Origin of the sequence: Micromonospora nigra, from assembly GCF_900091585.1 — a bacterium.
GTDB classification, from domain to species: domain Bacteria; phylum Actinomycetota; class Actinomycetes; order Mycobacteriales; family Micromonosporaceae; genus Micromonospora; species Micromonospora nigra.
In genome coordinates this window covers 2,556,615-2,577,644 of sequence record NZ_FMHT01000003.1, presented here as the reverse complement: position 1 = coordinate 2,577,644, position 21,030 = coordinate 2,556,615, and the positions used below count along the sequence as shown (strand labels likewise).

Genomic DNA, 21,030 nt, shown 5'->3' with positions numbered 1-21,030 from the left:
CCTCAGCGGCAAGACCTGCGAAGACCTTCCCCTTCCCCACCCCTGGGCAATGAAGCCAGAAGGGAGTCGAACCGGTGTACGACTCTCCCCGCGTGCGGCGGGTGCGGTTTTACAAGTCAGAGACCGGGAACCCCGTGGCACGTGAGGAGTTTTTCGCCCTGGAGGAGGAGGGCCAAGCTGCCCTTGGTGACCTGTTCAGGCGCTACGAGCACGGGCTGGAGAACCGAGGTGAGATCAAGGCCGTGGGCAAGGGCCTGCTTGAGTTCCGGACCCACGTGCGTAACAACCCGTACCGGGCGTACTTCTTCCAAGATGGCCCCAAGTACGTGATCGTGACGCTCTGCGTCTACAAGAACCAGGAGAAGGCCCGCAAGTCGGACCTCGACCTGGCGCGTCAGCGTATGGACGCCTGGCGCAAGCGGGGCGGCAAGTAGGGCGGGCCGCAAAGATTCGTGTAGCATGCCCGACCTCTGGACTGTACTATCGGTCGTAACCGATAGCGGACACCGTCGTTACGCCTCGTATGACCATGACCGGCCGCAGTCACCCGCTTCTGAAGCAGGGGGATCCTCATGTCGAACGTGATCGAGAAGACCAACCCCGATGTGCTCGACCCGGACGACGACTACGATGAGCTGGGCGAGGTCTTGGCGGAGGCCGCTTCGAGAAGCCCCAGCTTTGCGGCCTCCCTTGAAGACGTCGCGCTTCGCCAAGCTCTCCTTCGTCGGCTCGTGAAGGTCCGCCGAGACCTGCGAATCAGTCAGAAAAAGGTCGCCGAGCGGATGGAAACGACTCAGTCCGCTGTCTCTGATCTGGAAAACGGGAACGTCGATCCTCAGCTTTCGACGCTTCAGAGATACGCGCGCGCTGTTACGGCGAGGCTTGTGGTTGCGATTGATATGCCTCACGACTCGCCGTGGTGCGAAGCCCGCTTTTACTCCAGGTCGCCGGCTTCTACGCGCCTGAAGGATGCGAGACCTCCCGCTCCGATTACTTCGACCGCCCGCAATTGGCGCAGCAGTGCTCCTGCTGCGCCCGTTGCACATCTCGATTCTTCTCGTACTCGGCTTGTGGGAGCACTGTGAGCGAAGATTTCGACCTCGCGAGAGCACAGCGTGAGGCTTCTCGCGTCGCAGCAATGGCCGACATTGCAGACGTGCGTCTCTTCAACGCTCAGCTCAACTTCGAGCATTTCCCCGAAGAGGGGAATGACTTGACCTGGCATCTCGAAATGACCCCCTCCTTTTCTTATGACGAGGGTGACGATTTCTTTATCCTGGAGATCGAATACGAGGTTGAGATCCAAGAGCTCGTTGACGGAATCTCCAGCGAGGACGCGCAGCCAAGGAAACTTGCTACGATAGCCTTTAAGCTCGGCAGCCTCTACCGACTCGATGTCAACGGAAGAAATCCTCCCGAAGGCGCAGAACTTTACTCATTTTCGAAGACGACAGGCACTATCGCCCTCTACCCCTACGCTAGGGAGTTCGTGCAGAGCATGAGCTCGCGAATGGGCCTGCCACCTTTGACTCTTGCGACCTTCAAACTGCCCTATCCGGATTCATCGACGACCCCGGAGGAGCCTCGGGCTATTGGCGCTAAAGCGCCACCTCGCAAGAGGGCACCCAAACGAGCTGCCAAGTCTTGATTTCTCTTTAGAAACAATGCGATTCGGGCCCCGCAAAGCGGGGCTCGAATTGTGTCGACACCTAGCGCTATGGGAAAAGCAGGAGACCGCCGAGCATCCCGCCTCCACCGGCGAGCCGCGCCGCTGCATAGGCCCCCAGCCACCCTGCTTAAAGCTGGCGGCAGCAGCCCTCGCGCGGTGTTGCCATCCCGATGCTCCTATGGAGGTCAAGGGGTGAGGGCGGCGAAGTCTGCGCGTAGGGCGGTGTAGACGTCGCGGACGATGTAGCGCTTGAGGCAGCGCAGGATCTCTTGCTTGCTGAGGCCTTCGGTGATGCGTCGTTGTTGGTAGGCGCGGGTGCGATGGTCGTAGTGCAGGCGGCAGAGCGCGATGGTGTGTAGGGCGTGGTTGGCGCCGCGGTCGCCTCCTCGGTGGAGGCGGTGGCGGCGCACCCGTCCGGAGCTGGCGGGGATGGGTGCCGCGCCGCAGAGGTGGGCCAGGGCTGCTTCGGAGCGCAGCCGGTCGGGGTTGTCGCCGGCGGTGGTGAGCAGTTGGGCTGCGACGTCGGTGCCGACGCCGAACAGGGCGCTGGTGCGTGGTGCGGCCTGGCGGACCAGCGGTGCCAGCTGCCGGTCGAGAGTGGTGATCTCCCCGGTCAGAGCGGCGACTCGCCGGGCGAGTCCGGCCAAGGCGGCTGCGGTGGCGTGTTCCGGGTCGTTGAGGCGGGTCGGGTCGATGGTCAGGGCGGTGCAGCGGTTGACCAGTACGGCGACGCTGAGCTTGGTCAGCTCAGCTCGCAGAGGCTCGGGCGCGGCGGCGACCAGGCCGCGCATCTGGTTGATCGCCGCCGTGCGGGCCTTGACCGCACCTTGGCGGGCTACTCGCAGGGCGCGGATGGCTTCGACCGGGCCGGTGCGGGTCTTCGGGATACCCATGGCGGTGCCGGCGAGGGTAGCTCGGGCGGCGGCGATGGCGTCGATCGGGTCGGATTTGCCCTTGGCCCGGCGGGTCCTGCGGTCCGGGCGGTCCACCTCGACGACGGTGACCTTGCGACTGGCCAGGTGCCGGGCGAGGCCAGCGCCGTAGCTGCCGGTGCCCTCGACCCCGACGGCGATCAGGCGGCCGAAGGAACGCATCCAGGCCAGCAGTTCCGCGTAGCCGTCGCTGGTCGCGGGGAACTCGGCGTCGCCGAGGAGACCCCCGGTGCTGTCAATGATCGCTGCGTGGTGGGTGTCGCGGTGGGTGTCGACACCACCGATGACCGATCGCTTCTTCGCTGCCATGCTGGTGAGGTCCGCCCTTCTCGGTCGCGTCGAGAACACGTGGACACGTCACCGGTCAGGCGAAACGGACAACACAGTGGTGGGCGCCTCTCGCACAGGCTTGAGCCACCCCCGCTTTCATGGAGCTTCTTGATCATGGTCTGATGGCCGTGGGGAGGAAGTCGTCCGTGGCAGCACCGAAGAAGTACCCCGATGAGTTGCGCCAGCGCGCTGTGCGCTTGTACCTCGATTCGGACCCCAAGCCCGTGATCCGGCGCCTGGCCGAGCAGTTGGGCGTGCATCACGAGGCGTTGCGGAACTGGATCCGTCAGGCCGAGGCCGACGCTGGTGAGCGTCATGACCGGCCCACCAGCGAGATGGCCGAGGAGAACCGGCGGCTGCGCCGGGAAGTCGCTGAGCTGCGGCGGGCGAACGAGATCCTGAAAGCGGCGAGCGCGTATTTCGCGGCGGAGCTCGACCCGACCCGGCGACGGTCATGACGTTCATTTATGAACACCGTGACCAGTTCGCGGTCGCGCTCCTGCTACGGGTCCTGAACATCGGCGCCTCGACGTACTACGCGTGGCTCAAGCAGGCCGAACAGCCCTGCGACCGCGACGTGGTCGACCTGGGCCTGATCTCCAACATCCACGAGATCTGGGAGGCGTCCGGGCACACCTACGGTGCGGACCGGGTGCACCGGCAGCTACGCCGCGACGGCATTCGCGTGGGCCGCAAGCGGGTGGAACGACTGATGGCGCAACAGGGCTGGCAGGGCGCGTTCCTGCGTCGCGGCTGGCGGGGCGGCTGCACCCGACAGGACCCTCGGGCGACGCCGGCGCCGGACCTGGTCAACCGGCAGTTCACCGCGACCGGGCCGAACCGGCTCTGGGTCGCCGACGCCACCCGCATCCCCTGCGGCGAAGGGGTGTTCTGGTTGGCAGCGGTCCGGGACGCCTTCTCCCGCCGGATCGTCGGCTGGAAGACCTCCGACCGCTGCGACACCGACCTGATCCTCGCCGCCCTCGAATACGGCATCTGGTCGCGCGACGTCCGCGACGGCCAGTTGATCCACCACAGCGACAGGGGATCGAACTACACGTCGTTCCGCTTCGCGGAACGCTTACAGGACAACGGGATCCTGCCGTCGATGGGCTCCGTCGGCGACTCGTTCGACAACGCGCTCATGGAGAACTTCTGGTCGACACTGAAGATCGAACTCGTCTACCGCACATCGTGGCGGACCCGCGACGAGGCCGAGAACGCGATCTTCGCCTACATCGACGGCTGGTACAACACTCGCCGCATTCAGAAGGAACTGGGCTACCTCAGCCCCGACGAGCACGAAACCGCCTGGCACACCCGCCAGCACAACCCAGCCGAACCAACTATCGCCACCCCTGCACCAGCCGGCAGCAGGTAACCACCGCTCCATCGAAGCGGGGGGAACTCAGTGTCCTCCGTCGGCTGATATGCGACACCCGACCGCCAACTGCGCGACGCCTCAGCGCGCTGATCGCGGCACACCCAGTCAATCGGTCGAGGGCCTGCCCGTCGTGCTGTGCTGCCTCCCGGGCAGACTGAAGGCCATGGGGCACGGCGTGCACGAGGCCGCTGAGGTCGTGAACTACGGCGATCGTGATGGGGCTGAATGATGAACGGCTGGTGGAGCGGCTCCACTGACCAGCTCGCGGTCTGCTCGGGCAGTGCCCCGGTGGAGCTCGCCGCTGTGCTACCGGCAACGGGCAGGTTCGTCGTTGCCCACCTTGACGGAACGAGGATGACGGATGCGGACCACGCCCTCTACGAGTTCTCCGACGCGCTCCTCTTTCCTGGCTACTTCGGCTGGAACTGGGATGCGTTGTCCGACTGCCTTCGTGATCTGAACTGGTTACCGGCGGACGGGTACCTGATCGTGGTCGAGAACGCGCCCCAGTTGCTGTCGAGCAGTGTCGAGGATCAGCACACGTTATTCCGAATCCTGTATCAAGCCGTTCGTCACTGGGCGAGCCCGCTCGGCCAGCCGGAGGGCAAGGGCAGCCCGTTCAAGGTGCTGCTGCTGTGCGACCGTGACGAGGAGGCGGCGCTGTTGCGGCAGGAGATCGTCTACGCAGTCCACAAGATGCGGTGAACCGTCGATGCGCGCGACCGCCGGCCGGATCGCCTGCGCTCAAGCGCCTGGGGGAGAGCCTGCGGTGACCGCCGCTGCCGTACGCGACTGCTGTACGAATGCATCAGGGGCCACTCTCATCGATGGAGAGTGGCCCCTGACCTCGGTCGGGGTGGCCGGATTCGAGCCGACGACCTCTTCGTCCCGAACTCTCGGCGAGCCGGTCGGATGGCATGTCGTCCGAGGTCAACCGGCCTGCTGGCGTTCGTTTCGGTCGGGTACGGGTCGCACGGTTGCTGTACTTCGCTGCTGTACTGCGGGCGTCACACGAGCCGTTGGATGCGGACCTTGGGTTGTTCGTTCCTCAGGTGGCCCTGCTTGTGTTGGCGGACCTGTTCGTCCCAGACCTCCTGGTCGTAGTCGGGGTCCGGCGGGATCCACTTGTGGGAGCCGTCGCTGTAGTGGTACTTCTCGTCGCCGTGTCGCAGGATGCTCATCGGGTCCAGCCGAGGAATCGGTGGTGCAGGTGGCCGGCGGGGACGTGGGTCAGGTCCTGGGCGGCGTCGACGAGTTGGGCGGCCAGGTAGAGGGCCAGCGACACCGGGGCGCGGTCGTACTCCGCCCGTAGCTCCCGTCGGCGGGTCTTGCAGGGCCAGTCGGCTCCGCAGCCGCCGCAGGTCCAGCCCGGTGTGACCGGGAGGTGTGTCGTCATCGCGGCGCGTCCTGGCTCGGCCAGTGGCCGCGGTTGATCGGGATGGGATGGCGGCTTCGGCAGGGTAGGTCGCTTCCGCAGCGGCAGATGCGCCGCCACTGCTGCCATGACCAGATGGGCCGGTGCCGGCGGGCGAGGGTCAGCGCCGCCGCCAAGATGTACTGGTCGTAGGACACGCGTCGCCGGCTGTTGTCCCGACTCTGGTGGTAGCCGGCATCCCGCGCGGAACCTGCGGTCGGATCAGTTGCATCGTTCGGCCTGGTCATCGCGCCTCCCGCCGGCGTTGGGGATCCCGTGGGCACCCGGTCAGCCGTGTCCGGAGACAGGGCACCCACGGCAGGACGACTCGGCCGCCAAGCTGAGTAGCCCCACGAGCAACTTAAGACGCAATGTGCGCAGGGTCAACAGCTGCGACACATAGCGTTGTAAGTCGGGTCTTGGGTGTGGTCTGCTTGCACCAGCCGCCAAGCTGGGAGCACCACCGATGTCTGAAGCTGCCTATCTACAGGTCGTCCGGGATATCCGCGAGCAAGTCAGCTCCGGTCAGTTGAAGCCGGGTGACAAGCTGCCCTCGTTCGCCGCCCTCTGTGAGCACTACAAGGTCAGCAACACCGTCATCCGCGCCGCCATGCTCCTGCTCAAGGCCGAAGGGCTGATCGACGGCCGGCAGGGCAAGGGCGTCTACGTCGCCAACCCGCTTCCCCGGTAAGCCGGGGTCGCTTTCTGAGGCGCGGACGCCTCGCTTACAAGCTCTGTGCATGAGGTCCGCCCGCGTCTGGGAACAGTCGTCAACTCGGAACGACATCCATCTCGGCGCCGGCCGGCCTGCCGTCGTTCGCTGCGGTTGCTGTCGCCGTTGCTGTCATGGGTGGCGGGGGTGCGTTGATGCCTCGCCCACAGCTGGCGCGGCTTGACGGCAGGTCGTCAACGTCCCTGCACATCCAACCTTGCTTGCGTCCGTCGCCATCCAGTTGTTCGTCCTGACCGACCGCGAGGCGGTGACGCGGACCTGAACTCCAAGACCACGAGGGCAGGGAAGAGCCAAGCCAAATTGGACCGGTCCCCGGTCCTCATGGTCGCTCGACGTCCCAGATGGTCTTTCGGGTTCTCGTTGTGCCAGGCCTTTCTGTCTAGACCGAGCACTCGATCGCGCATAGGGCATCTGCTGACTCGCGCTTCATCCTCAGTGGACGTGCGTTGGTGGGCGCCGGGTTGTAGAGTCGGGCAACCGGCGCGAGGGACTCGTGGCTTGACCACCGGGCTGTCCCTTCGTCGAGGCAGATTTGGCTCGCGAGCAACAGGCACGTGCAGAGGATGCCGGAAGTAGACATGTGCGCCGGGAAGGGCGTGTTCGGTGGTAGATATCGAGAAGGATCCGGCAAAGCCTGATCGTCCGACATTTGCTGAATACCCAGAGTGGCTTGCATCCAAGGATGCTGAAGCAGGGGCCGCGCTTGCAACTAGGAGCCGCCACGAGACGGTAGGTGCAAAGATTCAGACCGACGTCTCGGCCTCTGGGGCGTGGAAGGAAATTCTTGAGCGCCTACGCGAATTCAATGACGAGTACACAATCGCCACGGGCTACCAGCTCTTGGCCAGCCGCGATACGCCAAAGATATATCTAAAGCCCTACGATTCACTCTTGGATAAGAGCTATCGCAAGAACGTCGTGAACAACAAGCAATGGCCGGAGCCTCCAGAGTCGGGCTGGATTACGCCTGCCAACTGGTACCAGTTGACGAATGACATTGTTCGAACAACTCTTGTCGTTAAGTATCTGGATGGCGTTGACTTCCTCGCAAAGAAGCTGGAGGCGATTGCCGAAGAGAGGGGACATGAGTTCTCCGTCGACTTCGAGGCGCGCGACGAAGGCTATTACGCAGCCCATTGCTATCTCTGCTTCGAGGTAGAGGTTCCCAAGCTGGACTGGGACACGGAGGTTGTTCGTGTCCGGCTAGAGATCCAAGTCACGACACAGCTTCAAGACGTAATACGAAAGCTGACGCACGATTACTACGAGCGGCGGCGGTCCCTGCCCGATTCACGGGACAAGAAATGGCAATGGGACTACGAAAGTCCAGAGTTTCTGCCAAACTATCTGGGTCACATACTGCACTATGTGGAAGGAATGATTATGGAGGTCCGCAAGCGTGGGGCTGCAACATGACATTTTCTGAAGACATGCAGCGCTATCTCGAAGATATCGATGTTACGGTACATGTAATGTCGCGGATCTCCAAGCTGCTTAACTTCACCCAAGACCTGTTGCCCGAGGGGCAGAGCATCAGCCGCATCTTCATTAGCGAGACGGCAGGCAAGGAGGGAAGGATCTATGAGGCTGCCTGGTTCTTCACATCCGGTTTCATTTCGGAGGCTCATCATTTCTTGACCGATGACGAGGTCGACTTTTTTCAATTCACTGAGAACATAATTCTCCTGAACATCAAGAAGGCCGATTTCGAACCGGGCGAGGAGAATGACTCTTCGGCGCGGATGCGGATTAAATTTAGTGGCGGCGGCGGGCGTGGCTCGAACGTCGGCGGGGAATTGAAGGCTACAGGCAAGAACTGCGATTACTTGTACCGAATCGCAAAAGAGATCCTGCTGCCCAACACAATGCGCTCCACCTAGGCTTGCTTGCCATCCCGTTTGCCATCGACCCGCCCGCATGGGGAGCGGGCTGCCGCCCGGCCCGGCACGTCAAGCGGACCTTGACGGCTCGTACGGACGCTGGCGGGTCGGGCGGTGGTCTGCTCGGCTCGCCCGGGTCGACGGCAGGCGGGATGGCTCCCCACCGCAACCACCCACGGACCTGGACCCGCCGACGAAGCCCGGGCCATCCTGGAGCCGGAGCGCCCCCGCCGGAGGCGCACTAACCGCAACCCCGCGACCGCCGCCAACTCGCCGACGCGGCCGGCGTGCGCTCCCCTATGCCGCGCGGGCTCGTGGCCGCGCGACCCGGCCGGCAGCCGGCCCACCAAACCACGGTCACCGCCCCTGTCGTTCTGCGGCGGCCCTCCGGGCTTCCCGCCTTCCGCGCCAGCAGCCGGGCATCAGGCGTGACGGCCGCAGAGCGACAGCGGCAGCGGCCGGCGCGCGCCCAGGCGGCGGCGCGTGCGGCCCGTTCAGGGCCGCCTTGATAGACGTACAGAAAGTCCTCCCACACCAGCCGGCAGCCGGCCGGTCCGCTCGATGTTGCGGGGTCACGGCGGGTTGACGTGTCGGTACCCGGTGCTACTCTGGCCCTCGTCGAGCACGCCAGCGCGGCCTTCCCGCCGAATCGCTGGACTCGACTTCGGAGTTGCCGAGCGGCCTTCCTGTCGCTGATGCGGGCCACGTCCCGCCGGCTCTCGATCGCACCGGCCACTGTGCTGGCCACGTAATCCGCTGAGCGGCCCAGCACGGCCTTCCCGCCGTCCACGATGGCCCGGATTCGCGCACCTCGACGGGTGGGGATCGCCTGCGGCAACCCGCCGGAAGCCGACGATCAGGCACCCCACCCGCCTCGGCATCACCTACGGATCAGCAACCGGAAGGACATGCCCCAACGGCGGTCGCTGGCAATGGCCACGCTTCCGCCCTCCGGCGTCAGCCGCTCTCCCCAGCGGTGCCAGGAGACACCACGAACACCACCGACGGAGAACGCTCCGGCGTCCGGTGGCAGTTCGTCCGCTGTCCCTGCCACCGCCCCGAGGAGAGAACCGTGTCTGCCCCGCTCACCCTGCACCGCCCCGGCCTCGCCGCCGGCCGTGACGCTCAAGCCCTGCAACGTGCTGCCGCGCCGGATTTCTTCGGCTGGCTGGAGCACACCCGCGCCGCCGCCGGCTGCACCCGGCCGGTCCGCCTGACCGGCACCCTCACCGCCGTCGAGCCCGGCACGGGCCGCGTCGTTGGGGAGCGGCATACCGACGAGTTGCCTGACCGGACGCTGTACAAGGCGTGCGGCAACCGCCGTGCCGCCCAGTGCCCCGACTGCGCCTGGGTCTACGCCGGTGACGCCTTCCAGGTCGTCCGCTGCGGCCTGACCGGTGGCAAGACCGTCCCCGCCACCGTCGCCGCGCATCCGGTCGTCTTAGCCACCTTCACCGCGCCGTCCTTCGGGGCGGTGCACCACCGGCACATCCCCCGGCACACCTGCGGAGACCGACGGCGCTGCGACTGTCGACCGGCACCCTGCCACGCCCGCCGCACCGCCGGCACCTGCCCGCACGGGCAGCCCGCAGCCTGCTTCACCCGACACGACGCCAATGATCCACAGCTCGGTCGGCCACTGTGCCTGGCCTGCTACGACCACGATCACCAGGTTGTCTGGAACGCCTTCTCCGGCGAGCTGTGGCGGCGCACCAAGCAGGCCATCGAACGTCACCTCACCGCACTGTGCCGGCGACGAGGCATCGCCCCCGTCCAGGTCGTCACCGACTCCGGCAAGGTGCGTCGGGTGCCTCCGGTGCGGGTGTCGCACGGCAAGGTCGCCGAGATGCAGCGCCGGGGCGCGGTGCACTTCCACGTCCTGCTGCGTCTCGACGGCGTCGACCCCCACGACCGGCACGCCCTGGTCCCGCCGCCGGCCGGCATCACCGCCGATGACCTTGACGACGCCGTGCACGCCGCCGCCCGGCAGATCACCGTCACCACCCCCGCCCACCCAGACCGGCCACGGGGCTGGCCGGTCGCCTGGGGTGAGCAGGTCGACGTACGTCGCATCGGCGCCGGCGACGGGGACGTAACCGACGGGAAGGTGGCCGCCTACCTGGCCAAGTACGCCACCAAGTCCACCGAGGCCACCGGCCATTGCTCCACCCGACTCAACCCCGACACCATCGACGCCTACGCCGACCCGGAAGGTGACCACCTCGCCCGGCTCATCGACTCCTGCTGGCGACTCGGCCGCCCCACCCACCGCCACAGCAACCCCACCGCCACCCTGACCGGCGAGCGTCAAGGCGACCTTGACAGCAAACCGAACCCCTACGCCGGTCTGCGCCGCTGGGCGCACATGCTCGGCTACGGCGGCCACTTCCTCACCAAGGCCCGCCGCTACTCGGTCACCTTCGGCCTGCTCCGCGACACCCGCGCCGTCTACCGCCGCACCGAAGACGCCGACACCCCCGACACCGCCGGCACGGTCACCGCCGGCACGGTCACCGTGGGCACGCTGGCATTCGTCGGCTCCGGCTGGCTGACCAACGGAGACACCCTGCTCGCCAACACCTCCGCCGCCCAATACCGCGAACGCCAACGCATCGGTCGGGAAGAACTCGCCCACGAAGCGTGGCTGAGCGGGGTCGCCGCATGAGCCGAGAACTCACCCCGCGCTGGTACTCACCCGCCGAGGTCGCCGTCCTGCTCGGCTTCGGCCTGTCCAAGGTCAAGGCGAAGATCGCCACCGGCGAACTGCGCTCCATCAAGGACGGCAAGTACCGCCGCATCCTGCCCGAGTGGGTCGACGAGTACATCCGTGAGCAGGTCGAGCGGCAGGAGGCCGCTTGATGCCGGGGCGTGCACGCGCCAACGGCGAAGGCTCGATCTTCCCCTACCGCAACGGCTTCGCCGCCTACGTCTGGGTCACCAAGCCCGACGGCAAGCGGACCCGAAAGTATGTCTACGGCCAGACCCGCGAGATCGTCCACGACAAGTGGATCAAGCTGCACCAGCAGGCCAAGGCCGGGCCGGTCGCCACCCGGGTTCCGACCCTCGGCGACTACCTGGCGTACTGGCACCGCGAAGTGGTGCGCCCCAACCTCGCGCCGCTGACCTGCGCTACGTACGAGACGATCCTCCGGTTGTACGTGATCCCCGGCCTTGGTGGAAGCGGCTCGACCGGCTCCAGGTGCGCGACGTGCAGACGTGGATCAACGAGGTGGCCCGCACCTGCCAGTGCTGCGCGCAGGGCAAGGACGCCCGTCGCCCGGAACTCAGGCGGCGGTGCTGCTCGCTCGGTCGGTGCTGCGGTGACACGCCGTCCGCCCGCACGGTCAAGGACGTCCGGGGCGTGCTGCGCTCGGCGCTCAACCACGCCGCCACCGAGGAACTGGTCACCCGCAACGCCGCCGCCCTGGTCAAGCTCCCACCCGTCCGCCGCCACAGGGGCCGGGCCTGGACCAGCGACGAGGCACGTCGCTTCCTGGAATCCGCGCGGGCCGACCGCGATCCGCTCTACGCCGCGTACGTGTTGATCCTGGTGCTCGGCCTGCGCAAGGGCGAGGTGCTCGGCCTCACCGAGGACGCCGTCGACCTGGCGGCGGGGGAGTTGTCGATCGGCTGGCAGTTGCAGCGGGTCGGCGGCCAACTGCTGCACCGGGAGACCAAGACGCAGACCTCGGACGCCACACTCCCGTTGCCGGACATCTGCGCGGCGGCGCTCGAACTGCGCCAGCAGGCGAAGCGGAACGACCGCGATCAGGCGGGCATTGCCTGGCAGGGGTCGCGGCTGCTGTTCACCACCCGCTACGGAACCCCGGTGGAGCCGCGCAACGTGAATCGTTCCTGGGACGCCCGCTGTACCCGTGCCGGGATCCGGAAGATCACCGTTCACGACGCCCGGCGTACCTGCGCGACCCTGCTCGTCGACCTGGACGTGCACCCGCGCGTCATCATGCAGGTGCTCCGGCACGCGGAGGTGTCGGTGACGATGGAGATCTACTCGCAGGCGTCCTCGGGCGCCACCCGCGACGCCCTCAAGCGCCTGGGGGAGAGCTTGCGGTGACCGCCGCTGCTGTACTCGACTGCTGTACGAATGCATCAGGGGCCACTCTCATCGATGGAGAGTGGCCCCTGATCTCGGTCGGGGTGGCCGGATTCGAACCGACGACCTCTTCGTCCCGAACGAAGCGCGCTACCAAGCTGCGCCACACCCCGAGGCGTGCCGACAAATAGTAGCTCACCCGCTCCGACGGTCAAACTCGGTACCCACCGCCAGGGGAGCCGCGCAGGGCAGCCGCCGGGAAACGCTGCCAGGCAGCCGCCAGAGCGAACCGTCAGCGTGGGATCAGGGTGAGGACGCTGGCCTCCGGGGGGCAGGCGAACCGGATCGGCGCGGTCGGGTGGGTGCCGAGGCCGGCGGAGACGTGCAGCCACGAGTCCGAGCCCGGCCACCGGTGCAGCCCCTTGGCCATCGAGCGGGGCAGCCCGCAGTTGGTGACCAGCGCCCCGTAGCCGGGCACGCAGACCTGCCCGCCGTGGGTGTGGCCGGCGAGCAGCAGTCCGAAGCCGTCGGCGGCCATCTGGTCGAGTAAGGCCGGCTCGGGGGAGTGGGTCAGGGCGATCGACAGGTCGGCTGCCCCGGTTACCGGGCCGGCGACCGCCGCGTAGTCGTCGCGTTCGATGTGCGGGTCGTCCACACCGACGATCTCGATCTCCCGGCCGCCGGCCTTGACGGTGGTACGGCGGTTGTTCAGGTCGAGCCAGCCGGTGCCGGTGAGGATGTCCCGCAGCTCCGCGTGGGGCAGTTCGGCACCCTCGGCGTACTCCCGGTCGGGCAGGAAGTAGGTGAAGGGGTTCTTCCAGACCGGCCCCGTGTAGTCGTTGGAACCGAAGACGAACGCCCCCGGGAAGTCGAGCAGCGGTTGCAGGGCGCGCAGCACCCCCGGCACCGCCGCCGGGTGGGCCATGTTGTCCCCGGTGACGACGACCAGGTCCGGGTCGAGGGCGGCCAGCGAGGCCACCCAGTTCTGCTTGCGCGTCTGGTCGGGCGTCATGTGCAGGTCCGACAGGTGCAGCACGCGCAGCGGCTCGGCGCCGGCGGGGAGCACCGGCACGTCGTACCGCCGCAGGGTGAACATGTTGCGCTCGACGAGCGCCGCGTACGCCAGGGCGGCGGCACCCGTCGCGACGGTGGCGGTCGCGAGCCGGAATAGTGTGCGCTTTCGCATGCGCACCAGGGTAGTTTGACCGTCCATGAGCACGTTGAAGGACCGCCTGACCGCCGACATGCGTGCCGCCCTGAAGGCGCGCGACGAGTTGACCACCTCCACCCTGCGGATGGCCCTGGCGGCCGTCGGCACCGCCGAGGTCTCCGGCAAGGCCAAGCGCGAGCTCACCGACGACGAGGTGCTGGTCGTGCTGACGAAGGAGGCGAAGAAGCGTCGAGAGGCGGCCACCGCCTTCGCCGACGCGGGTCGCGCCGAGCAGGCCGCGAAGGAGACGGCCGAGGGTGAGGTGCTGGAGCGCTACCTGCCGAAGCAGCTCTCCGACGCCGAGCTGACCGAGGCGGTGGCGGGGGCGCTCGCCGCGGGCGGGTTCACCGGCAGGGCGCAGATGGGCCCGGCCATGAAGGCGGCCCAGGCGGCGGTGGCCGGCCAGGCCGAGGGGGGCCGGGTGGCCGCCGAGGTACGCCGCCAGCTCGGCCTCTGACCGCCACGAGCACCCTGGATCCCGGCACGCCGAGGCCGAAGCTCCCGGCAACGCCGGGGCTTCAAGCTCCCGGCAGCGCCGAGGCCGAAGCTCCCGGCCTGACGAGATTCCGGTACGACGAACGGGCGGGCACCCCCTGTCAGGGATGCCCGCCCGTCGCGTTGGCCGGGATGGGCCGGGGTTCAGTCGTCGCGGCCCGGCGGGCGGCCGGGGTTGGTGGGCCCGCCGCCGTTGGGCGGGCCGCTGCTCGGCTCGCTGCGGCCGCTGCCGGCGCTGACCTGGATGGTCACCACGCCGCCCTTGATGGTGCGCCCGTCGGGGCTGGTGCCGGCGGCCTGACCCACCGGGCAGTCCGACTGCACCCGGGCGGAGGAGACGACAGCGGTGAAGCCGGCCCCCTGGATGCGGGACTTGGCCTGGTCGACCGAGATGCACCGGACCCCGGGGATGCTGCGCTGGTCGCCTTCGGAGATCTTCTGGCCGGGCGGCTCGAAGTTGATCCGCTTCTTGCCCTTCATGGCGTCGCGGAGGGTCTCGAAGACCGGCGGATTGATGCCGTCGGGCACGTTGTGCCCCATCTTGACGTTGGTCTGCGGCCAGTCCGGGTCGGCCATGATGCCGGCCACCGCGTACTGCTTGGTCATGGCGACCAGCGCGGCGGACTTCTCGGAGTCGGTGGTGCCGGACTTGCCGGCGACCGGTGCGTCGACGATCCCCCGCACGTTTCCGGCGGTGGCGCCGGTGCACCGCGACGTCGACGACCGGTCACCGACCGGGCAGCGCGCGGCGTCGACGGCGGCCCTGGCCACCTCGGTGCTGAGCCGCTTCTCGCAGCGCGGGTCGGCGATGTCCAGCTTGTTGCCGTCGAGGTCGCGGATCTCCTGCACCGGGATCGGCTCGCAGTACTTGCCGTCGGCGGCGAGGGTGGCGTAGGCGTTGGCCAGCTCCAGCGGGGTGGTCTGGGAGACGCCCAGGGTGAACGCGCCCCACTGCTCGGCGCCGCCCTCCTTGGTGGCGCGGCGGGCGTCGCCGCTCTCCCGGAACTGGATGCCCATCCGCTGCGCCACGTCGATCACGTTGTCGGCCCCGACCTGCTGCTGGAGCGGCACGAAGTAGGTGTTGACCGACCGGCCGAAGGCGCTCCACATGTTGTGTACGCCGGCCATGCTCTCCACCGAGTTCGTGGGGCAGTAGAGGTTGGTGCCGGGGCAGGCGGCCGGACTGTTCCTGTCGATGATGTAGTCGGACTTGAACTGCTTCTGCGCGTTGATGGTGTAGCTGAGCGGGATGCCCTTCTCCAGCGCGGCCACGACGGTGAAGATCTTGAAGGTCGAACCGGCCTGGTAGCCGGTGATGCCGTCACCGCCGGTGAGCAGGGGGTTCACCGTGTTCGGGTAGTTGCCGAGGCGCTTGCGCTTGCGCTGGACGGGGTCGCTGTGCGGCTTGTTCTTCGGGTCGCTCGGGTTGTCGAGCTTGAAGTTGCGGTTGACCGCGAGGGCCCGCACCCGGCCGGTTCCGGGCTCCACCACGGCCACCATCGCGGCCTCCTTGGCGGTCTCCTTCTTCGCCCTGCGGACGGCCTTGTCCGCGGCACGCTGCGCCTGCGCGTCGAGGGTGGTGACGATCGTGTAGCCGCCGCTCTTGAGCCGCCGCTCCCGGTCGTACGAGGTCGAGCCGAAGGTCTCCTGCGACATCCACCAGCGGTAGAAGTAGTCGCAGAAGAAGCCCCAGCCCTTCTCGTTGGTGGCGACGCAGCCGTTGGGGGCCCGCTTGCCCTTGACGACCAGCTTGACCGCCTTGGCCTCCTCGGCCTGCTCCTGGGTGATCGCCCCGGTCTTGACCATGTTGTCGATCACGTAGTCGCGCCGGGCGACCGCCTGCGGGTAGCCGCTCTTGGTGGTCGGGTCGAACGAGGTGGGGGCCTTGACGAGGCCCGCCAGCATGGCCGCCTCGTCGATGCTGAGCTTCTTCGGCGGCTTGTTGAAGTAGACCTGGCTGGCGGCGTAGACGCCGTACGCGCCGTTGCCGAACGCGGCCAGGTTCAGGTAGCGCTCCAGGATCTCGTCCTTCGACAGCTCCTTGTCGAGCTGGATGGCGTACCGCATCTCGCGCAGCTTGCGGGCGCTGGTGTCCTCGGTGGCGGCCACCACGTCGGCCGGGTGGGTGGCCGAGTACGCGATGCCCATCCGGACGTACTGCATGGTCAGCGTCGAGGCGCCCTGCCGGTCGGCGCCGGCGGTGCTGTTGTTGACGAACGCCCGGGCGACGCCGTTGAGGTCGACGCCGTTGTGCTTGTAGAAGTCGTGGTCCTCGGCGGCGACGATCGCGTTGCGCATGTTGATCGAGATGTCGTCGAGCTTCACGTCGCGCCGGTTCTCGTCGTACATGGTCGCGAGGGGGGTCTTGCCGTCGGAGGCCAGCAGGTAGCTGATCTGTGGCGCGCGGGCCACGGTCAGCTCCTTGGGCAGGGCCCCGAAGGTCTCCGCACCGGCCTTCGCGGCCAGGCCGGACATCGCCACCGCGGGGAAGGCCGCCGCCGCGACCACCACACCGGCCAACAGGCCACAGATGAGCAGCGATGCGGCGTTGGTCAGTACGTTGTGGTCACGTTTCCGCATCCAGGTCACCTCGTCAGGGTACGCGAACAGGTAACGAGGGGCGCTGGGGCGTCTTTTCCCCATTTCCTGCGCGCGCCGGCCTCGTTGTGCTAAACGCACGACCCCCGGTGGGTGGTTGCGTGGACGCGCCTGGAGTCTCCTCCAGCCGGGAGTCGACCCGCAGCGTTTTCACGCGATCCGGCGGGGTAACCGGCGGTCGCGAAGCCCGGGAAGCCGGGAGTGTCCGGAATGATGGATTTAGCCGACAACGTTGCGTAATCGGGTGACTACAGAGCATGATGGTGGCGGCGAAAGCGCCACATGTCGTCCGTGCCGCCTTGGGGAAGGTCCGGTCGGGCGGCGAGGGGGGATTGCCGGCTGGTCCGCGACGACGTCGGTAGGTACTGCAAGGGGGGACGTGTACACATGGGCATGATCACTGACTGGCCGTCGCTGGCGGCGTGTCAGAACGGGGACCCGGACGCGTTGTTCGTACAGGGCGCCGAACAGAACGTGGCGAAACGGATCTGCCGAAGCTGCCCAGTCAGGTACGAGTGCCTGGCCGACGCACTGGACAACCGGATCGAGTTCGGCGTGTGGGGAGGCATGACGGAGCGCGAACGCCGGGCGCTGCTGCGTCGTCACCCCCAGGTGACGAGCTGGCGCAAGATGTTCGAGGCCGCCATGAAGAAGAACGCCAGGGACAAGACCGGCAAGGACAAGATCCTCGTCACCTCGGCCGGCTGACCGCCGCACTGCCTCGGCCGGTCGACCGGCCGTGTCACCTGGGCCGGGCCGGTCGATCGCCCGGCTCGGTCGCGGCTGACCGCCGGCTCATCGCGGTCGATCGCCCGGCTCAACCGCGGCTGATCGCCGCGCCGATCGTCCGCAGCCCGTCGACGTCGTGCACGTCGGCGGGCTGCGCCGGCACGGACACCGCGGGCACCTGCGGGAACGCCTCCGTGAAGCGCGCCGCCACCCGCCGCTCGCGGTCCGCCTGCTGGGCCAGTGCGGCGTGTGCCCGCAGCATGTCCGCCGTGCCCTCGTGGCCGCCGGCTGCGGCCAGCCGCCGCGCCGCCGCCAGGCTCTGCGCCGCGTCGAGGGCCGGCACCGCCGACAGGTGCACCCGGTTGAGCACCAGACCGGCCAACGGCATCCGTTCCTCGCGCAGCCGGCCGGCGAAGTAGGCGGCCTCCCGGACCGCGTCCGATTCCGGCGCCGCGACCAGCAGGAACGCTGTCTCCCGCGCCTGGAGGATGCGGTACGTCTGCTCCGCGCGCTGCCGGAAGCCGCCGAACATCGAATCCAGTGCGGCCACGAAGCCCGACAGGTCGGTCAACAGTTGGGCGCCCAGCACCTTCTGCACGACCTTCGAGAACATCCCGAACGAGGCTGTCACCAGGCTGAACATGCTCCGCCCGCCGGTGCGCGCCGGGGCGAGCAGCAGCCGCAGCATCCGCCCGTCCAGGAAGCGCGACAGCCGCGCCGGGGCGTCGAGGAAGTCGAGCGCCGACCGCGACGGCGGGGTGTCGACCACGATCAGGTCCCACTCGCCCCGGGCGTGCAGCTGACCCAGCTTCTCCATCGCCATGTACTCCTGCGTACCGGCGAAGGTCGAACTCATCGCCTGGTAGAAGGGGTTGGCGAAGATCTCCGCGGCCTTCGCCGGATCGGTGTGCTGGAGCACCACGTCGTCGAAGGTGCGCTTCATGTCGAGCATCATGGCGTGCAACTCGCCGCCGCTGTCCTCGACGTCGATGCCCTTGACCTGCCGGGGCGTGTTGTCCAGCTCGGTCAGACCGAGGGACTGCGCCAGCCGGCGGGCAGGATCGATGGTGAGCACCACCGTACGCCGGCCGTGCTGTTCGGCCGCGCGCAGCGCGAGCGCGGCGGCCGTGGTCGTCTTGCCCACCCCGCCCGCCCCGCAGCAGACCACGATGCGCACGCCCGGGTCGGCGAGGATCTGGTCGACGTCGAGCTGCGGCGCCGCGGTGTCGGAAGGCACCAATCGAGCGTATCGGGCCGGTGCCGTCCGTGCGGCCGGGCCGAGGTCAGGTGTGAGTCAATCCGCCTTGACGAGCGCCTCGGCCAGCGTTTCGAGGCCGGCCCGGTCCACCCCGTCGGGCAGCAGCGGCAGCTCGATCAGGGGCAGCCCGAGTTCCACCAGGTCGGCTCGCAGCGAATCCTCCAGCTCGCGCCGGATCACCTGGTCGCGTGCCTCGTTCCGCAGTCCCGCCAGGATAGCCGGGTCGGTGGGCAGCCCGGCGGCCCGCAGCCCGTCGGCCAGCTCGGCCTCGGTGACCACCCGCCCGGCGGGCAACGGCGGCCGGGTCGCGTTCACGATCACCCGACCCACCCCGAAGCCGAGCGAGGTCAGCTCGGCGATCGCGTCGACCGTCTCCTGCACGGGCATCTCCTCCAGCAGCGTGACCACGTGCACGGCGGTCATCGGGGAACGCAGCAGCGCCGACACCCCCTCGCTCTGGGTCTTGATCGGGCCCACCTTGGCCAGCCGGGCGGTCTCCGCCGTGACGTTGAGGAAGCGCCCGATGCGCCCGGTCGGCGGGGCGTCCAGCACCACCGCGTCGTACACCCGGCGCTGGCCGGCCCTGCGGCTGGTGGCCTCCTTGACCTTGCCGGTGAGCAGCACGTCGCGCAGGCCGGGTGCGATGGTGGTGGCGAAGTCGATCGCGCCCAGCTTGCGCAGCGCGCGACCTGCCGCGCCGAGCTTGTAGAACATGTCGAGGTACTCGAGGAGGGCCTCCTCGGCGTCGACCGCCAGGGCGCGCACCTCGCCGCCGCCCGGAGCGTCGGTGAGGTGCCGCTCCTCGTAGGGCAGCGGATCCGTGCCGAACAGCTGGGCGATGCCCTGCCGCCCCTCGACCTCCACCAGCAGCGTGCGCCGGCCCCCGGCAGCCAGCGCCAGGGCCAGCGCAGCCGCCACGCTGGTCTTGCCCGTGCCGCCCTTACCGGTCACCACGTGCAGGCGGGCGGGCCATCCCGTGCCGGCCGGCTCGCCCGGTCGCTGCGCTGCTCCCACCCGTCGAGCCTATCCAGCCGACCGGCTCAGGCGACCTCGCAGACCCACCAACCCGTCGTCTGCACCACGGTGAACCGCAGGTTCTGGTCGGCGACCTTCTCGTCGGCGGTGGTCACGGTGACCGTGGTGCTGACCGTGGCCCGGTCCCCGGTCTGGTTGTCCACCTTCGGGCTGCTCCACCGGAACCGGGGGTTGCGGTGGGTCTGGGCGTACTTCTCCACCTCGGCGATCTTGGCGGCGATCCTGTCCTCGTCCCGGGCCGAGGAACAGACCAGCTTCGCGGCCGCCCCGGCGTCGCGGTCGGTGTAGACGGCCGTCAGGAACTGGTCGACGGCCACCGCCGGCTCCTGCGCGCCCTCGCCGGCCCCCGCGTCGCGCAGCGTCAGGAACGCCACGACGCCACCGCCGGCGCAGAGCACCAGCACCACCGCGAGCGCGAGCGCGGCGATCAGCGCACCGCGCTTCCTCTTCGGAGCCGGGGCGGCACCCGGATACGGGGGGTAGCCGGGCGGGGCCGGCGGGAACGCGGCCTGGTCCTCGCCGGGCCGACCGGCCGGCGGCGGGGTGGCCGGCCCGGACGGGCCGCTGCTGGGTGGCTGGGTCATGTGGTCCCCCCGGGGATGCGGCGTGTCGTCGCCCAGGCGACGCGCGTGGTCGAGCGTGCGGGCGGGTCCTGCGCGCCCGTCCGACCGAGAGGGTAGCGGTCGATACGCGATGACGAGGACCGAGCCGGCCCGCCCACCGGGGGCGGCCCGCCCGTCGGAGTGGCCGACGACGGGGATCCAAGTCGTCGGCATCCCGACGATCGGGTGTCGCATATGTGACTGATGATTCCTAAAAGTGCGCGTCCTGTTGATGCCCGGGTGGTCGCAGCCCTAGCGTCGCACCGGCGTGCAGGGCTCCCCGGAGGGCGGGCCCCGCAGCCGGACGACAAGGACGTGACCAGGTACGACGCCCGGAGGCAGTGCATGCGCGACGCGGACGACAGCCCTCGATCATTCGTCCCGACGGCTCGATCCGTCGAAGGTCGGGACGAGGAGGTGCCCGGGTACGTCATCCATCTGCCGATCCGGGTCGGGGACCTGGCCTCGGCCACCGCGCTCGCCGGCCGGGTGGCGACCTCGCTCGGCTTCCTCTACGAACTGGACGCCGGGGAGACCGAGGTGTCGGGCGCCGACGACCAGAACAACCGGCACCGCGTCTTCTGCGACCTGCTGCTGCCCGACCGGTCGCGGTGCCCGCAGCGGTTCGACCACGAGGGGCCCTGCGGCGAGCCGCCCGACGCCGCGCAGCGACGTCCCGCGCCCCGGCCGACCGCCGGATCGTAGGC

General features: G+C 68.4%; 22 protein-coding genes, 1 tRNA gene and 1 pseudogene. 15 read left to right on the top strand and 9 right to left on the bottom strand.

The features are described 5' to 3' along the window. Nucleotides 1-74: 74 nt before the first annotated feature. The 3 genes from GA0070616_RS10990 (at nucleotide 75) to GA0070616_RS27565 (ending at nucleotide 1,648) form a co-directional block, all read left to right on the top strand. The gene (locus GA0070616_RS10990) at nucleotides 75-434 is read left to right on the top strand and encodes a type II toxin-antitoxin system RelE/ParE family toxin (RefSeq protein ID WP_091080425.1); all 360 of its coding nucleotides are present in this window, start codon (nucleotides 75-77) and stop codon (nucleotides 432-434) included. 138 nt (nucleotides 435-572) lie between these two features. Continuing rightward, nucleotides 573-1,085 (top strand): helix-turn-helix domain-containing protein, encoded by a 513-nt coding sequence (locus GA0070616_RS10985; protein WP_091080422.1) that lies wholly within the window; start codon nucleotides 573-575, stop codon nucleotides 1,083-1,085. Further along, complete coding sequence (locus tag GA0070616_RS27565; RefSeq protein WP_139128874.1) at nucleotides 1,082-1,648, top strand: hypothetical protein; 567 nt, start codon at nucleotides 1,082-1,084, stop codon at nucleotides 1,646-1,648. The genes GA0070616_RS10985 and GA0070616_RS27565 overlap by 4 nt, the downstream gene beginning before the upstream one ends. 206 nt (nucleotides 1,649-1,854) lie before the next feature. Here the strand turns inward: GA0070616_RS27565 and GA0070616_RS10980 are convergent, their stop codons facing one another. Then, a complete protein-coding gene (locus GA0070616_RS10980; RefSeq protein ID WP_091080419.1) occupies nucleotides 1,855-2,910 on the bottom strand; it encodes an IS110 family RNA-guided transposase in 1,056 nt (351 codons plus the stop codon). Nucleotides 2,911-3,077: 167 nt separating this feature from the next. On the opposite strand from GA0070616_RS10980, the gene GA0070616_RS10975 reads away from it, so the two are divergent. From GA0070616_RS10975 to GA0070616_RS10965, 3 genes are all read left to right on the top strand, one after another. Then, a complete protein-coding gene (locus GA0070616_RS10975) occupies nucleotides 3,078-3,389 on the top strand; it encodes a transposase (protein WP_175440038.1) in 312 nt (103 codons plus the stop codon). Continuing rightward, a complete protein-coding gene (locus GA0070616_RS10970; protein WP_091080413.1) occupies nucleotides 3,386-4,312 on the top strand; it encodes an IS3 family transposase in 927 nt (308 codons plus the stop codon). Before GA0070616_RS10975 ends, GA0070616_RS10970 begins: the two co-directional genes overlap by 4 nt. A gap of 228 nt (nucleotides 4,313-4,540) precedes the next feature. Further along, on the top strand, nucleotides 4,541-5,020 hold the full coding sequence (locus GA0070616_RS10965) for a barstar family protein (RefSeq protein ID WP_245712722.1): 480 nt from the start codon (nucleotides 4,541-4,543) through the stop codon (nucleotides 5,018-5,020). A 302-nt stretch (nucleotides 5,021-5,322) separates the two neighbouring features. Here the strand turns inward: GA0070616_RS10965 and GA0070616_RS28055 are convergent, their stop codons facing one another. Then, a complete protein-coding gene (locus GA0070616_RS28055) occupies nucleotides 5,323-5,496 on the bottom strand; it encodes a hypothetical protein (protein ID WP_175440037.1) in 174 nt (57 codons plus the stop codon). Further along, a complete protein-coding gene (locus tag GA0070616_RS10960) occupies nucleotides 5,493-5,711 on the bottom strand; it encodes a flavin reductase (protein WP_091080410.1) in 219 nt (72 codons plus the stop codon). The genes GA0070616_RS28055 and GA0070616_RS10960 overlap by 4 nt, the downstream gene beginning before the upstream one ends. A gap of 484 nt (nucleotides 5,712-6,195) precedes the next feature. Here GA0070616_RS10960 and GA0070616_RS10950 point away from each other — a divergent pair, with 484 nt between their 5' ends. From GA0070616_RS10950 to GA0070616_RS10930, 6 genes and pseudogenes are all read left to right on the top strand, one after another. Then, nucleotides 6,196-6,420, top strand: a complete 225-nt coding sequence (locus tag GA0070616_RS10950; RefSeq protein WP_091080404.1) for a winged helix-turn-helix domain-containing protein — start codon at nucleotides 6,196-6,198, stop codon at nucleotides 6,418-6,420. 645 nt (nucleotides 6,421-7,065) lie between these two features. Continuing rightward, nucleotides 7,066-7,878: a hypothetical protein gene (locus GA0070616_RS27555; RefSeq protein ID WP_139128872.1), complete on the top strand. Its 813-nt coding sequence runs from the start codon at nucleotides 7,066-7,068 to the stop codon at nucleotides 7,876-7,878. Between the two features lie 14 nt (nucleotides 7,879-7,892). Continuing rightward, entirely contained in the window at nucleotides 7,893-8,342 is a 450-nt protein-coding gene (locus tag GA0070616_RS10945; protein WP_139128871.1) for a hypothetical protein, read from the top strand. 1,072 nt (nucleotides 8,343-9,414) lie between these two features. Next, entirely contained in the window at nucleotides 9,415-11,007 is a 1,593-nt protein-coding gene (locus GA0070616_RS10940) for a replication initiator (protein WP_091080397.1), read from the top strand. After that, complete coding sequence (locus GA0070616_RS10935) at nucleotides 11,004-11,201, top strand: helix-turn-helix domain-containing protein (protein ID WP_091080394.1); 198 nt, start codon at nucleotides 11,004-11,006, stop codon at nucleotides 11,199-11,201. Before GA0070616_RS10940 ends, GA0070616_RS10935 begins: the two co-directional genes overlap by 4 nt. After that, a pseudogene (locus GA0070616_RS10930) lies at nucleotides 11,201-12,417 on the top strand (tyrosine-type recombinase/integrase). The gene GA0070616_RS10935 and the pseudogene GA0070616_RS10930 overlap by 1 nt, the downstream one beginning before the upstream one ends. A 78-nt stretch (nucleotides 12,418-12,495) precedes the next feature. Here GA0070616_RS10930 and GA0070616_RS10925 read toward each other — a convergent pair. Further along, a tRNA-Pro gene (locus tag GA0070616_RS10925) sits at nucleotides 12,496-12,569 on the bottom strand. A 119-nt stretch (nucleotides 12,570-12,688) separates the two neighbouring features. Then, entirely contained in the window at nucleotides 12,689-13,582 is an 894-nt protein-coding gene (locus GA0070616_RS10920) for a metallophosphoesterase (protein ID WP_091080391.1), read from the bottom strand. A 25-nt stretch (nucleotides 13,583-13,607) separates the two neighbouring features. Between GA0070616_RS10920 and GA0070616_RS10915 the strand changes: the two genes are divergently transcribed. Beyond that, nucleotides 13,608-14,063 (top strand): GatB/YqeY domain-containing protein, encoded by a 456-nt coding sequence (locus GA0070616_RS10915; protein WP_091080387.1) that lies wholly within the window; start codon nucleotides 13,608-13,610, stop codon nucleotides 14,061-14,063. Nucleotides 14,064-14,245: 182 nt separating this feature from the next. Here GA0070616_RS10915 and GA0070616_RS10910 read toward each other — a convergent pair whose 3' ends face one another. Then, nucleotides 14,246-16,681: a penicillin-binding protein gene (locus GA0070616_RS10910; RefSeq protein WP_091090457.1), complete on the bottom strand. Its 2,436-nt coding sequence runs from the start codon at nucleotides 16,679-16,681 to the stop codon at nucleotides 14,246-14,248. Between the two features lie 405 nt (nucleotides 16,682-17,086). Here GA0070616_RS10910 and GA0070616_RS10905 point away from each other — a divergent pair, with 405 nt between their 5' ends. After that, nucleotides 17,087-17,407 (top strand): WhiB family transcriptional regulator, encoded by a 321-nt coding sequence (locus GA0070616_RS10905; protein WP_091080383.1) that lies wholly within the window; start codon nucleotides 17,087-17,089, stop codon nucleotides 17,405-17,407. A gap of 109 nt (nucleotides 17,408-17,516) precedes the next feature. Here GA0070616_RS10905 and bagB read toward each other — a convergent pair whose 3' ends face one another. The 3 genes from bagB to GA0070616_RS10890 are packed head-to-tail and all read right to left on the bottom strand — an operon-like array spanning nucleotide 17,517 to nucleotide 20,305. Next, nucleotides 17,517-18,668 carry an ArsA family ATPase gene (bagB, locus tag GA0070616_RS10900; protein ID WP_175440036.1) on the bottom strand — a complete coding sequence of 384 codons (1,152 nt, stop codon included), beginning with the start codon at nucleotides 18,666-18,668 and terminating at the stop codon, nucleotides 17,517-17,519. Nucleotides 18,669-18,722: 54 nt separating this feature from the next. Beyond that, nucleotides 18,723-19,700: an ATPase BagA gene (bagA, locus tag GA0070616_RS10895; RefSeq protein WP_091080374.1), complete on the bottom strand. Its 978-nt coding sequence runs from the start codon at nucleotides 19,698-19,700 to the stop codon at nucleotides 18,723-18,725. Nucleotides 19,701-19,726: 26 nt separating this feature from the next. Continuing rightward, nucleotides 19,727-20,305 (bottom strand): Rv0361 family membrane protein, encoded by a 579-nt coding sequence (locus GA0070616_RS10890; protein ID WP_091080370.1) that lies wholly within the window; start codon nucleotides 20,303-20,305, stop codon nucleotides 19,727-19,729. A gap of 363 nt (nucleotides 20,306-20,668) precedes the next feature. Here GA0070616_RS10890 and GA0070616_RS10885 point away from each other — a divergent pair, with 363 nt between their 5' ends. Next, nucleotides 20,669-21,028, top strand: coding sequence for a hypothetical protein (locus GA0070616_RS10885; protein ID WP_175440035.1), 360 nt, complete (start codon nucleotides 20,669-20,671; stop codon nucleotides 21,026-21,028). Nucleotides 21,029-21,030 lie beyond the last annotated feature (2 nt).